Annotated in this window: 16 protein-coding genes and 1 pseudogene; 7 read left to right on the top strand and 10 right to left on the bottom strand. The window is 63.6% G+C overall.

Annotated elements, in window-relative coordinates:
• From EN994_RS04065 to EN994_RS04045, 5 genes are all read right to left on the bottom strand, one after another.
• Window positions 1–385 (bottom strand): hypothetical protein (locus EN994_RS04065; protein ID WP_127307405.1); only part of this gene is annotated, 385 nt, incomplete at its 3' end.
• Window positions 352–744, bottom strand: a complete 393-nt coding sequence (locus tag EN994_RS04060) for a hypothetical protein (RefSeq protein ID WP_027161335.1) — start codon at window positions 742–744, stop codon at window positions 352–354. The genes EN994_RS04060 and EN994_RS04065, both read right to left, overlap by 34 nt.
• A gap of 19 nt (window positions 745–763) precedes the next feature.
• Window positions 764–1,234 carry a hypothetical protein gene (locus tag EN994_RS04055; RefSeq protein ID WP_127307404.1) on the bottom strand — a complete coding sequence of 157 codons (471 nt, stop codon included), beginning with the start codon at window positions 1,232–1,234 and terminating at the stop codon, window positions 764–766.
• 221 nt (window positions 1,235–1,455) lie between these two features.
• A complete protein-coding gene (locus EN994_RS04050; protein ID WP_024502817.1) occupies window positions 1,456–2,331 on the bottom strand; it encodes a bifunctional helix-turn-helix domain-containing protein/methylated-DNA--[protein]-cysteine S-methyltransferase in 876 nt (291 codons plus the stop codon).
• Window positions 2,332–2,455: 124 nt separating this feature from the next.
• On the bottom strand, window positions 2,456–2,950 hold the full coding sequence (locus EN994_RS04045; RefSeq protein ID WP_063169003.1) for a DUF2244 domain-containing protein: 495 nt from the start codon (window positions 2,948–2,950) through the stop codon (window positions 2,456–2,458).
• 22 nt (window positions 2,951–2,972) lie between these two features.
• On the opposite strand from EN994_RS04045, the gene nth reads away from it, so the two are divergent.
• Entirely contained in the window at window positions 2,973–3,797 is an 825-nt protein-coding gene (gene nth / locus EN994_RS04040; protein WP_063169002.1) for an endonuclease III, read from the top strand.
• A 1-nt stretch (window position 3,798) separates the two neighbouring features.
• Here nth and EN994_RS04035 read toward each other — a convergent pair whose 3' ends face one another.
• From EN994_RS04035 to EN994_RS04020, 4 genes are all read right to left on the bottom strand, one after another.
• Entirely contained in the window at window positions 3,799–5,307 is a 1,509-nt protein-coding gene (locus EN994_RS04035) for a tripartite tricarboxylate transporter permease (protein ID WP_063169001.1), read from the bottom strand.
• A 10-nt stretch (window positions 5,308–5,317) separates the two neighbouring features.
• A complete protein-coding gene (locus EN994_RS04030) occupies window positions 5,318–5,791 on the bottom strand; it encodes a tripartite tricarboxylate transporter TctB family protein (protein WP_063169000.1) in 474 nt (157 codons plus the stop codon).
• A gap of 74 nt (window positions 5,792–5,865) precedes the next feature.
• Window positions 5,866–6,843: a tripartite tricarboxylate transporter substrate-binding protein gene (locus EN994_RS04025; RefSeq protein ID WP_063168999.1), complete on the bottom strand. Its 978-nt coding sequence runs from the start codon at window positions 6,841–6,843 to the stop codon at window positions 5,866–5,868.
• Between the two features lie 175 nt (window positions 6,844–7,018).
• Complete coding sequence (locus EN994_RS04020) at window positions 7,019–7,474, bottom strand: DUF2214 family protein (protein WP_024502811.1); 456 nt, start codon at window positions 7,472–7,474, stop codon at window positions 7,019–7,021.
• A gap of 202 nt (window positions 7,475–7,676) precedes the next feature.
• On the opposite strand from EN994_RS04020, the gene EN994_RS04015 reads away from it, so the two are divergent.
• Window positions 7,677–8,210: a GNAT family N-acetyltransferase gene (locus EN994_RS04015; RefSeq protein WP_127307403.1), complete on the top strand. Its 534-nt coding sequence runs from the start codon at window positions 7,677–7,679 to the stop codon at window positions 8,208–8,210.
• Window positions 8,211–8,215: 5 nt separating this feature from the next.
• Window positions 8,216–8,317, top strand: a pseudogene (locus EN994_RS35935) (DUF4892 domain-containing protein); the annotation flags it as partial.
• 34 nt (window positions 8,318–8,351) lie between these two features.
• Here the strand turns inward: EN994_RS35935 and EN994_RS04005 are convergent.
• The gene (locus EN994_RS04005; RefSeq protein ID WP_013529610.1) at window positions 8,352–9,116 is read right to left on the bottom strand and encodes an IclR family transcriptional regulator; all 765 of its coding nucleotides are present in this window, start codon (window positions 9,114–9,116) and stop codon (window positions 8,352–8,354) included.
• A gap of 183 nt (window positions 9,117–9,299) precedes the next feature.
• Here EN994_RS04005 and EN994_RS04000 point away from each other — a divergent pair, with 183 nt between their 5' ends.
• The 4 genes from EN994_RS04000 to EN994_RS03985 form a co-directional block, all read left to right on the top strand.
• Window positions 9,300–10,274, top strand: coding sequence for a tripartite tricarboxylate transporter substrate-binding protein (locus EN994_RS04000; RefSeq protein WP_013529611.1), 975 nt, complete (start codon window positions 9,300–9,302; stop codon window positions 10,272–10,274).
• A 139-nt stretch (window positions 10,275–10,413) separates the two neighbouring features.
• Entirely contained in the window at window positions 10,414–10,950 is a 537-nt protein-coding gene (locus tag EN994_RS03995) for a tripartite tricarboxylate transporter TctB family protein (RefSeq protein ID WP_063168998.1), read from the top strand.
• A gap of 4 nt (window positions 10,951–10,954) precedes the next feature.
• Entirely contained in the window at window positions 10,955–12,478 is a 1,524-nt protein-coding gene (locus tag EN994_RS03990) for a tripartite tricarboxylate transporter permease (protein ID WP_013529613.1), read from the top strand.
• A gap of 15 nt (window positions 12,479–12,493) precedes the next feature.
• Window positions 12,494–12,932 (top strand): CoA transferase (locus EN994_RS03985; RefSeq protein ID WP_206530371.1); only part of this gene is annotated, 439 nt, incomplete at its 3' end.

The raw sequence follows: 12,932 nt of genomic DNA, 5'->3' as shown, positions 1-12,932 counted from the left end.
GGCCCATTTTGAGGAGCTTCAGCTCCAGCTGAAGGCGCTCGACCTCAAGCTCGTAGAGACGGCTGCAATCGACGCGCTTGGGCGTACGCCCGATGGGGATCACCACGCGGCCGTAAGTGGCGACATCATTGTCGGACTGGCTGTTGCCTCTGATGACGCCGAGATCGACATAGGCGCCGGAGCCGGAGACGGCGGAACGGCAAGTGGTGCCATCCGCGGCATGGACCTCGTCCTGGCCCTGGGGCAAGGTGACGCCGGGCAGGTTGAAGCCGCTTTCGTTCTGGTTGAGGTTGTAGACGTCCTCGGCCCCGGCCGGCGAGGCACCCGCCCAAACAGCCGCGAGCGCCAGTGTCAGGACTTGCGGCGCCCAAAAAACTTTCCGCATATCTGTGCCCTTATCTGCGTCTGTTGATTGGGAAAGGGGATGCTTTCGGTACAGATACGCACTTTACGCTCGGCAGCGCCGCCGAAAGGCACAACCACAAGGACAGAACGGGAGGCCTGGGAGGCCAGTTGGAAGACATTTGGAGAGACCCTGGCATCTACCGGCTGGAAATCCTGATCGTAGACGTGAATTTCGACCCGGATGTTGCGGTCGTAGGGATTGGCGGGGAAGACGCGAACCGCAAAGACGTCGGTGAAGCTGTTGATCTCGCCACGCATCGGCGACATCGACTGAGCCTTGGCGGCAACGGGCGCCAATCCGACGGCCAACGCCGTCGCCAGGATTCGAGCATGTTTCACGACCCCTCCTTCGCTCGCGTCATTCGCAGCGCAGCGTTACCGTTGCCTGATAATTGCCGTTGGCGAAGCGATTGCTGCCGCCCTTGGTTCCGGCAAGGTGAACCGAGACGAGATCTGCGCCGGGGGTGGTGATGCTGGTTGTCGAGCCGGTCTCGACGATGGAATGCGCGCCGGCGGCGGAGTAGGTGGGTGTCCAGGTCGTCGACGTGCTGTCGGCGGATGGCACCGTCATGGTGGTGACCGGGTCGACGCTCAGCGACACACCTCGGGTCGTCGTCAGCGTCACGGTTCCAGCCGAGCCGCCGCTGTTGTGGGAGCTCAGGGACTGGAGATCGGGACTGGCCGTCATCGTACCGTTGGTGGCAACGACCAGCGTGCAGGTGGGCGCGATCGTGCCGTTGAAGATGACATTCTGCGTCGTGGCCAACGCGGCCTCGTCGACGCTGGCAACCAGCAGAGCTGCGCCGCAGGCGGCGCGAAACAATGTCATCGAGACCTCCTATCAAGCCGGATCGTCCGGATTAATATGAGAGCATCATCACTTTATCGTGGTTAATTTAGAGTTACCTAAAATAACGCCTCAAAAATAACAACTACAGGAACCGGAGGTTGCCCTCGGTTGCAAAAGCGGAACCACAGCGTAAATAGCGCTTATACTTGATAGCGCCGATAGAACCATGTTTTTCTTCGCAATATCGAGAAAAATCGATATTACGATACCTGCCCGGCTTCCCAACCCAGAATGGCGCGCTTGCGGGTCAGGCCCCAATGATAACCGGTGAGGTCGCCTGATTTGCCGATGGCGCGGTGACAAGGCACCACGAAAGAGAGCGGATTGGCGCCGTTGGCCGCACCGACCGCACGGCTGGCGGACGGTGCGCCGATGCTGGCCGCAATCGAGGAATAGGTGCGGGCCTTGCCCATCGGGATCTTGAGCAGCGCCTCCCAGACGCGAACCTGGAAGTCGGTGCCGATCATGACGACATGCAGCGGCTGGTCGGGGCGCCACAGCGTCGGGTCGAAGATACGGGCGGCATAGGGGCCGGTGGCAGTCATGTCCTCGACGTAGATGGCGTTCGGCCAGCGGCTGGACATGTCGGCGAAGGCGGCGCGTTCCTCGCCGGGGTCGCTGAAGGCGAGGCCGGCGAGCCCGCGCTCGGTGGCCATGATCAGGGCGGTGCCGAACGGCGAGGAATGGAAGCCGTAGCGAATGGTGAGCCCGGCGCCGCGTGTCTTGTAGTCGCCCGGCGACATCGCCTCGTGCGTGACGAACAGGTCATGCAGCCGGCCGGGGCCGGACATGCCCAGTTCGAATGAGGTCTCGAGCAGAGGCATGCCGGAATCGAGCAGCCTGCGCGCATGGTCCAGTGTCACCGCCTGCAGGAAGGCCTTGGGCGACAGGCCGGCCCAGCGGGTGAAGAGTTTTTGCAGGCCGGTCGGCGTCTCGCCGACCTCCTCGGCCAGCTCTTCGAGGGAAGGCTGATCGCGATAGTCGAGACTGATCTTCTCGATGGCACGGCGCACGATCTCATAATCGCTGCCCTCAGGCGTGATGTCCTTTTTGAGGACTGCGGTGTGTGTGCTCATGGAACTGTCTCCTTGAGCCGGAATATCGCCCCTCGGGGCGTCGATCGCCACCCGAAACTTGCCTTCTTGCGGCGCATACCCGGATAGGCACCGGATTCGAGCCCAGGAATCGCTCGCGGCTGCCTCAGCGTGTCTTGGCGGGCGCCAGCGCGCGCGAAAAGGCGGTGGCAAAACTCTCGCGGGAATCGGGGTCCAGGAACGATCCGATCGGCACGTTCTGGCCTTCACCTTGCACCGTCATGCCTGTGATGCCGATCTCGGCGTGACGGGCCACCGAAAACCGCGCCCAGAACGGATTGAAGCGATGCGCTTCCGATTTCCCCGAGGGGGCTGTCTTGCGGATGTCGAGGCTGGTGCGCGAAACCGAGACTTCTTCGCGTGCGCGAGCGGCACGATAGTTGATGCGAAAGGCGATGTAGACGGCGGCCACGTCGAGGCCGAAGAAGCCGAACACCGGCCAGGCGCCGCGCGACAGGAAAAACGCGCCTGTCACCAGCCAGCCGAACAGCAGCGCGCCCATCAGGACGAAGAAGCCTGTCCGGCCCAGAGACCGGTGCGGGGTCAGTAGCGCCTGAAAGAATGGCTCGTCGGCCTGAAACGAGGCGTTTGTGTCGCTCATGAGGGGATATTATAGGAGGGAAATGGCAAGCCCCAAGTCCAAAGATTCTTCCCTGTCCAAAAAAGAGCCGTTGCCCGCACGACGCGATGGTTCGAACGCAAAGCCGCGCCCGCGGCCGGCGCGAAGCGCGTTACGCTACAGCCCGGCCGAAGTGAAAGAGATATTCCGGCGCTTTTCCGTCCAGCGGCCCGAGCCGAAGGGCGAGCTCGAACATGTCAACGCCTTCACGCTGCTGGTCGCGGTGGTGCTGTCGGCGCAAGCGACGGATGTAGGCGTCAACAAGGCGACGCGGGCGCTGTTCAGGGCCGCCGATACGCCGCACAAGATGCTGGCGCTGGGGGAAGCAAGGGTCGGCGAATATATCCGCACCATCGGGCTGTGGCGCAACAAGGCGAAGAATTTGATTGCGCTGTCGCAGGCGCTGATCCGCGACCATGGCGGCGAGGTACCCGATAATCGAGATGAATTGGTCAAGCTGCCCGGGGTCGGGCGCAAGACCGCCAATGTCGTGCTCAACATGGCCTTCGGCCAGCACACGATGGCGGTCGACACGCACATTCTTCGCATAGGCAACCGGCTCGGATTAGCGCCCGGCAAGACGCCGGAACAGGTCGAGCAGGGATTGTTGAAGATCATTCCGGACGAATATATGCGCCATGCACATCACTGGCTGATCCTGCATGGCCGCTACGTCTGCAAGGCGCGCAAGCCGGATTGCCCGGCCTGCGTCATCGCCGACATCTGCAAGGCCGAGGTCAAGACGACCGATGTGCCGGCACCGCTGGTGCCGATCGCACCGCTCGACCCGGTCGAAGAGGTTCAGGACCGAGGCGGAACGGCGGCGTAATTCAACTCTCCTCCACAAACACCTCTTCGCGCTTTTTCTTGACCGCCGGCAGGAAGACGACGGCGAGCACGGCGAGCGCTATGAGCAGCAGGCCGGCGCTGATCGGTCTGGTCACGAAGGTGCTCGGGTCGCCGCGCGAGAGAATCATGGCGCGGCGCAGATTTTCCTCGAGCAGCGGGCCGAGCACGAAGCCGAGCAGCAGCGGTGCCGGTTCGCAGCGCAGCTTGGTCAGGAGGTAGCCGAGGAAGCCGAAGAAGGCGACGGCGTAGAGATCATAGACGTTGCTGTTGACGCTGTAGACGCCGATCGAGCAGAACGCCATGATGATCGGGAAAAGCACGTAATAGGGGATCGTCAGCAGCTTCACCCAAAGCCCGATCAGCGGCAGGTTGAGGATGATCAGCATCAGATTGCCGATCCACATCGAGGCGATGATGCCCCAGAACAGCGCCGGCTGTTCGGTCGCGACATTGGGGCCGGGCACGATGCCCTGGATGATCATGGCGCCGATCATCAGCGCCATGACAGGGTTGGCCGGAATGCCCAGCGTCAGCATCGGGATGAAGGAAGTCTGCGCACCGGCATTGTTTGCCGATTCCGGTCCGGCGACGCCTTCGATGGCGCCCTTGCCGAACTCCTTCGGGTTTTTCGAGACGCGTTTTTCGACCGTGTAGGAGGCAAAGGCTGCCAGGATCGCGCCGCCTCCCGGCAGGATGCCGAGCGCTGAACCGATGATCGTTCCGCGCACGATGGGCGCTGCCATGCGCCGAAAGTCCTCGCGGGTCGGCATAAGGCCGGTGACCTTGCGGATCATCACGGAGCGCTCATCCTCGTTTTCGAGGTTGCGCAGGATCTCGGCGATGCCAAAGACACCGACCGCCACCGCAACGAAATTCAACCCGTCGGCATATTCCCGGATTCCAAGCGTGAAGCGCGGCGTGCCGGTGTAAATGTCGGTGCCGACAACGCCGAGCAGCAGGCCGAGCACGACCATGGCCAGCGCCTTGACGATCGAGCCGTGGGCGAGCGCGACGGACGAAACCAGGCCGACGATCATCAGCGAAAAATACTCGGCCGCGCCGAATTTCAGCGCGATCGCCGTCAGCGGCGGGGCAAAGATGGCGACGAGGAACGTCGAAACGGTGCCGGCAAAGAACGAGCCGATGGCCGCGATCGCGAGGGCCGCCCCGGCGCGGCCGTTCCTGGCCATCTGGTAGCCGTCGATCGCGGTGACGGCGGACGAGGATTCGCCGGGCATGTTGATGAGAATGGCGGTGGTCGAGCCGCCATATTGCGCACCGTAATAGATGCCGGCGAGCATGATGAGGGAGGAAACCGGGTCGCCGATCTGGAAGGTGATGGGCAAAAGCATGGCGATGGTCGCGGTGGCGCCGATGCCGGGCAGGACGCCGATCAGCGTGCCGAGAAGGACGCCGATCAGGCAGAAACCGAGGTTGGTCAGCGACGTCGCCGTCGAAAAGCCGAGCGCAAGGTTGTCGAGCAGATCCATGCTCATCGCCTTACGACACCAACCACGGGGCCAGCCACGGGCCGAAGCGGCGGAACGGCAGGCCGAGCGCGTAGCTGAAGACAAGGAATGCAAACAATGTCAGGCCGGCCGACAGCACGAGCGCGGTCAACGGCTTCATGCAGCGGCTGGCAAACGACGCGATCAGCGCCGTCAGGAAGATCGACGGGATGAATCCGAGGCCGCGCACCGTCAGGCCGAAGAAGATCGGAGCAGGCAGGATGAGCAGCATGCCGCGCCACGCAATATGCCCGACCGCTTCGCCCTCGACGCGTACAGCCTGGACGAGAATGACGGCGCCAAGCAGGACCAGCACGATCGCCAGGACCAGCGGAAAATAGCCTGGCCCCATGCGCAACGCGGTGCCGATTTCGAGGCCGAGCGATTGCAGCGCGAACCATGCGCCGAAACCGATGAACAGGGCGGCGCACAGGCCGTTGGCCCTGTCGATCGCGAAAGGTTTCATGATGGTTCTCCCAAGCCGCGGTGCGTAGCGGATGCCGAGCGAACAGGGGCGCCGGTGGCGCCCCTGTTCAAACCTCAGTCGGCATACTGGCCGGCGGCTTCGATGATCGGCTTCCAGCGCGCGATCTCACTTTCCAGCTTGGCCTTCAGTGCGGCGGGCGTCGCATCGGCCTCGGGCGATGGCTTGGTGCCGAGTTCGGCGAAGCGGGCCGCGACGTTCTGGTCCTTCAGCGCGACCTGAAGCGATTTCGACAGGCGTTCGGTGATCCCGGCCGGTGTGCCCTTGGGTGCATAGAGACCGTGCCAGATGCCGACCTGCACTTCGGGAAGGCCGCCTTCCACCGTCGTCGGGACGTCTTTCAGCACATCGAGGCGCTCCGGCGAGGTGACGGCATAGGCCTTGATGGTGCCGCCCTGGATCTGCTTGGTGGTGTTGGTCGTCTGGTCGCACATGATGTCGACCTGACCGCCGAGGAGATCGGTCATGGCCGGGCCGGTGCCCTTGTAGGGCACGGTGACCAGCGGCGTCTTGATGGCGCTCATGAACAGCATGCCGCACAGATGCGAGGCCGCACCGATGCCGGCATTGGCGACGGTTATGGAATCCTTGTTGGCCTTGGCGTACTCCACCAACCCCTTGAGATCGGTCGGCTCCAGGTCCTTGCGGCCGACGATGGTCATCGGCACCTCGGTGACGAGGCCGACATATTCGAAGGCGTTCAGCGTGTCGTAGGCGAGCTTTCTGTACAGCGTCGCACTTGTCGCCATGCCGATATGATGGAGCAGCAGCGTATAGCCGTCAGGCTCGGCGTTGGCGACGCGGCCGGCACCCAGCGTTCCGCCGGCGCCGCCGACATTCTCGACGATGACCTGCTGGCCGAGATCCTTCGACATCGCTTCGGCGACGAGGCGCGTGACCGTGTCGGTCGGACCGCCGGCGGCAAACGGTACCACAACGGTGATGGTTCGTTCAGGATAGGTCTGCGCGCTGGCCGCGAACCCATAAAGCGTGACGGCCGCGGCAGCAGCCAGAGCGGCGACAAATCTTCTCATCGTGATCTCCTCCCGGGATATGAATCTCCAACGCCGCGCGGATCTCCTCTCAACACCGGCTGCGCATGAAGCAACAACTAGGGCAAGCTAGCAAATAGCAACTGGGCGGCAAACTGCCGATATCCGCAAACATCCGCACTCGATGGGTGGATAATGTCGGAGGGTGATCGCCACCCTAGTAGCCGTAGCCGCGCGCCATCGCCGCGGCGAAGACCGGGATGAGCAGGAAGATGAAAGCTTCGGCGCGGATATAGGTCTTCACGGACGCAAGTTCGGTCGCCGGCACCTGGAACGAGGCATTGCCGCTCGCCTGCCTGTTCCAGGATATGAAGCGGACGGTCGGGATGATCGACAGCAGGCCGACAGCGCCGAACGCCGCTATCTTGGCCCAGAACACCCAGTTGTAGACGTAGAATTCCCAGCCCTTGAGGCCATAGAAGACGCGGCCGATGCCGACGACGATGATCAGCGCGGCGATGACGCCGTAATGGCGGTCGATGCCGGCGAGCCTCTTGAGCGTCGCAGCACCCAGATCGCCGCGGATCAGGACGAATTCGGCGCCGATGATCCCCGCCAGCGAAAACACCAGCAGATGATGGAAGATCGCAAGCACAAGATCGGTGGTATCCATGCTCTTTTCCCTGGGTTTGACGCCACCAATGCGCGCCTGAAAAAAGGTCGCGCTGGCGGGTGTTGAATCAGCCTGCGGTGAAAAATAACATCGTCGCGCAAAATTCCCATAGCGGCGCCTGGATGATGGGCCGTGTTGCCCTGGCCCCTTGCGCAGCACCGGCGATTTGCTAAGCGCTGGCGATCCGTGCGAGGCAGATCCCATGAACAATCCGCAAGCGACCAGTGCTCCTGTCATCGAAACGAAGCGAACCATCCTGCGGGCACACCGCCTGGATGATTTCGACACCTATGCCGCGATGTGGACCGATCCCGTCGTCACCCGCTTCATCGGCGGCAAGCCGCGCACGCGCGAAGAAAGCTGGATGCGCTTCCTGCGTCACGCCGGCCTGCGGTCGTTGCTTGGCTATGGCTTCTGGGCGATCGAGGAGAAGGCGACCGGGCGCTTCATCGGCGAGGCCGGGTTTCACGATCTGAAGCGCGACATGGAACCATCGATCGAAGGCATTCCCGAGGCCGGGTGGGCGCTGGTTCCGGCCGTGCACGGGGCGGGCTTCGCCACCGAGGTGGTTGGCCGCGTCCTGGCATGGGGCGAAGTGATTTTCGGGCGCGAGAAGACCGTCTGTATCATCGATCCGGAAAATGGCGCTTCGCTGAGGGTGGCTGCCAAGTGCGGTTACCGGGAAGTGGTAAAGACCACCTATCACGACGCTCCGACTATCCTGCTGGCGCGGTGACCTGAGCGGCGCGGCTGACCGCTGCGGGCGCCGGCATGATGGCACCTGTCGCCAGCAACGATGACGAAGCGGGCCGCGCCAAGAACCGCCGTGTGGTTCTGGTCAAGTTGAACTGGGCGAGCCTTCCAATCAGGCCGCATTCTACGGCAGGGCGTCCGCTGCCAGGCTTGCCTGCTCGAGCATTGAGGCGTCCTCGCCGAAGGCGCGGGTGGCGCGGGCCGCTGCCTCGAGCAGCGGACGCTTCATGCGCTGCAGAAAGGCCGCGTCGACGCGCGTGCTTGGTCCAGCCAGGGTCAAGGCGCCGAGCAGGACGCCCCCTGGCCCGAATACCGGCGCCGACACGCCCCCGGTCTCGGGGTCGCGGTCGCCGACGGCGAGACAGTTGCAGGTCTTGCGGATGGTCTCGTAGGGTTCGCCCTGCTGGCCCGAAAACGCTGCGAGCACGCGGCCGCCCGAGCCGAGCAGCAAAGGCAATACGTCGCCTTCGCGTATCGTGTAGCGGATCGGGTGCTTGGATTCGACGCGGTAAAGACAGGTGCGGACATCGCCCGAGCGAACGTAGAAGGCAACGCTTTCCCAGCTTCGCTCGGAAAGATCGCGCATGATCGGCAGCAGGATGTCGACCGCCACGACCGAACGCTGGTAGAGCGCACCGAGCCGAAACGTCGCGGGTCCGACGCGGTAGCGCCCATTGTCGAGGCGCTCGAGCAATCGTCCGCGCAAAAGGGAATTCGCAAGCCGCAGGATGGTGCTCTTGTAGAGGCCGGTGCGCGCCGCGATTTCGGCTAGGCTGAGCGACCGGTCCTCCGTGCTGAAGGCATCGAGGATGGCAATCGCCCGATCGAGTGCTGCAACACCTTCGGCGCGGTCGATTTCCGCATCTGCCGATTTGCTTGGCGAATCCATGGCGGTTCCAGTTTGAAGAAAGCCGAGCGACGCGACTGTGTCGCGCCGCCAAATCGTTCTGTCCAGTAGAATATCGTTTCCGTTGACAGAACTCCGTAACATCTGCTTGAAATCGATGACGGGTCTGGATGCAGGCGCGTTTTGGCGGGCACCGGAGGAGGTGTCGTGATTTGGAGGAATCCCATGCTGGACAGACGCAGATTTTTGATGAGCACCGCAGCCGTGGGTGCCGGGCTGATGACGTCGCATCTTTCTCCCGCTTTGGCCGAAGGCGCGCCCCAGATACAGCTCTTCGTGCCTGCCGCACCGGGTGGTGGCTGGGACCAGACGGCGCGCACGATCGACCAGGTGCTGCGCAGTGAAAAGCTCATCTCGGGTTCGCAGATCACCAATGTCGGCGGCGCCGGCGGGACTGTCGGGCTGCCGCAATTCATCAGCCAGTGGAACGGCAAAGGCAATTCCCTGATGGTTGCCGGCATGGTCATGGTTGGCGCCATCATTGCCAACAAGGCCGCCAACAATCTGACGCAGGTCACCCCGATCGCCCGCCTTACCGGCGAGTTCGAGGCCTTGGTCGTGCCGGCGGAGTCGCCGTTCAAGACGGCCGCTGATTTCGTCGCCGCGCTCAAGGCCGATCCGACAAAGGTTCCTGTCGCCGGCGGCTCCGCAGGCGGTTCCGATCACATCCTGTTCGGCCTGATTGCCAAGACTGTCGGCGTGCCGGCGACAAACCTGTCCTACGTGCCGTTCGCCGGCGGCGGTGAGGCGTTGTCGGCGCTGCTCGGCAACCAGGTCGCGGCCGGCATCTCCGGCTTTGGCGAGTTCTCCGAGCAGGTCAAGGCGGGCGCGCTGCGGCTGCTCGCCATCTCGGCAGACAAGCGCCAGGACGGCATCGATGCGCCGACGCTGAAGGAGGCCGGCATCGATGTCGAACTGTTCAACTGGCGCGGCGTCTTCGCACCGCCGGGTATTTCCGACGCCGACAAGGCAGCGATGATCACCCTGATCGAGACCATGGCCAAGAGCGACGCGTGGGCGACCGAATGCAAGAACCGCAACTGGACGCCGATCCTGCTCACCGGCGACGACTATGCGAAGTTCGTCACCGAGGATTCAGCCCGCATCGAGGCGATCCTGAAGGATCTCGGGCTCGCCTGATCCATCGTCATAGGGGCGGCGCAGGTCGCCCCTTCTCGCATGAAATGCAAGCCGGCATGACCCTGCGGTGGGGAGCAAGCATGCGGCGCCGGGCATTTCCGCCAACCATACTTGGCCAGCTCTCCTGGGGAGGACAATCATGAGCACCAGCGACCAGCAGGCGGCGCCGTCGCGGCTTGCCGTGCCGGAATTGTTGATAGGCATCGGGCTCCTGGCCTGCGCCGGCGCCGTCGCCTGGCAGACGCTGGCGATCCCGGTGTCGCCGCTCTACTCCAAGGTCGGCCCGACCGTCTTTCCCTACCTTACCATGGTTGGCCTGGTGGTACTTTCGCTGTTGCTCATCCTTGCCGCGCTTCGCGGCGGCTGGCAGCCGGAGGAGGAAAAGGAGACGCCGACCGACTGGAAGGCAATGGGCTTCGTCGTTATCGGCCTGATCGCCAATCTGCTGCTCATCCAACCGCTCGGCTTCACGGCGGCATCCGTCATCATGTTCGTGCTCGTCTGCTACGGCTTCGGCAGCAAGCGTACGCTGCGGGACGTCGTGCTCGGCCTTATCCTGGCGCTGGCCGCCTATTTCGGCTTCGCCAGGGCGCTCGGCGTCAACATCGGTGCCGGTTTCATCGAGAACCAGCTGAACACGGTCATCGATGCGTTCATCACCATGTTGAGGGGCTGACGCCATGGAAACGCTCGGACATCTGGCACATGGCTTCTCGGTCGCCTTCACCCCGGTCAACCTTCTGTGGTGCCTGCTCGGCACCACGCTTGGTACCGCCATCGGTGTGCTGCCCGGTCTTGGGCCGGCGCTGACCATCGCGCTGCTTTTGCCGATCACCTATCAGGTGGCGCCGGAGGCATCCTTCATCCTGTTTGCCGGCATCTATTACGGCGCCATGTACGGCGGCTCGACGACGTCGATCCTGCTCAACACGCCCGGCGAAAGCGCCACCATCGTCACCGCGCTGGAAGGCAACAGGATGGCGCGTTCCGGCCGCGGCGGTGCAGCCCTCGCCACTTCGGCGATCGGCTCGTTCGTCGCCGGCACGATCGGCACGATGGGCGTCGCTTTCCTGGCGCCGGTGGTGGTCAAATTCGCGCTGGCCTTCGGTCCGGCCGAATATTTCTCGCTGATGGTGCTGGCCTTCATCACCGTCTCGGCGGTGCTCGGCTCGTCTTCCGTTCGCGGCCTGACCAGCCTGTTCGCAGGCTTCGTCATCGGCATGATCGGCGTCGACCTGCAGACCGGCCAGCCGCGCTTCACCTTCGGCATGACCGAACTGCTCGACGGCGTCGACGTCATCATCGCCGCCGTTGGCCTGTTTGCGGTCGGCGAGACGCTGTACATGGCCTCGCGCCGCTATGCCGGCAAGGACGAGATCGTGCCGCTGAAGGGCTCGCTCTACATGACGGCGGCCGAGTGGGGGCGTTCGTGGAAACCCTGGCTACGCGGCGCCGCGATCGGCTTCCCGATCGGCGCCATGCCGGCGGGCGGCGCCGAAATCCCGACTTTCCTGTCCTATGCCATCGAAAAGAAGCTGTCGAAGCACAAGCAGGAGTTCGGCACGGTCGGCGCCATCGAAGGCGTTGCCGGCCCCGAGGCCGCCAACAATGCGTCCGCAGCCGGCGTGCTGGTGCCGATGCTGACGCTTGGCCTGCCGACCTCGGCGACGGCGGCGATCATGCTATCGGCGTTCCAGAGCTACGGCATCAATCCCGGACCACTGCTTTTGACGACCCAGGGCGACCTCGTCTGGGGGCTGATCGCCAGCCTGTTCATCGCCAACGTCATCCTGGTCATCCTCAACCTGCCGCTGATCGGGCTGTGGGTGCGGCTGCTGAAAATCCCGGCGCCGCAGCTCTATGCCGGCATCCTGGTGTTCGCCACGGTCGGCACCTATGGCATTTCGCAATCGCCCATCGACCTCGTCATCCTCTATCTGCTGGGGGCCGCCGGTTTCCTGATGCGGCGGTTCGATTTTCCGACCGCGCCTGTCATCATCGGCATGATCCTTGGGCCGCTCGCCGAAACCCAGTTCCGCCGGGCGATGACTATCTCGAATGGCGACTGGTCCGTGTTCTACACCCACAAACTGTCGCTGACACTGCTGACGCTCGCCTTCATCGGTCTCGCCGGCCCGCATATCTGGGCCTTCATCGAGCATCGTCGTCGGCGCGGACCGGAGCATGTGCCCGGCGATGCCTGATCGATCCCTGATGCCATGACAGAACTGCTTTCCGGTATTCGCGTCCTCGACCTGACCAATGTCCTGGCCGGTCCCTACTGTGCCTATCAGCTGGCGCTGCTGGGCGCCGACGTGATCAAGGTCGAGGCGCCGCAAGGCGGCGACCTCGCCCGCCAGCTCGGCGGCTCGGCAAAGCTGAACAGCGCCGGCATGGGCGCCTCGTTCCTGGCTCAGAACGCCGGCAAACGGTCGGTTGTGCTCGACCTCAAGAAGCAAGCCGATCGCGAGCGCTTTTTCGATCTGGTGGCCAGCGCCGACGCACTGGTGGAGAATTTCCGCCCCGGCGTGATGGATCGGCTGGGGCTTGGCTACGAGGCACTGAAGACGGTCCGTCCGGGCCTCGTCTATTGCGCGATATCGGGTTTCGGCCAGACCGGGCCAATGCGCGACAATCCCGCCTATGACCAGATCATCC

Origin of the sequence: Mesorhizobium sp. M7A.F.Ca.CA.002.09.1.1 (assembly GCF_003998555.1) — a bacterium.
GTDB lineage: Bacteria > Pseudomonadota > Alphaproteobacteria > Rhizobiales > Rhizobiaceae > Mesorhizobium > Mesorhizobium ciceri.
The sequence above is the reverse complement of the archived record's forward strand: the minus strand, read 5'-3'. Positions and strand labels throughout refer to the sequence as shown.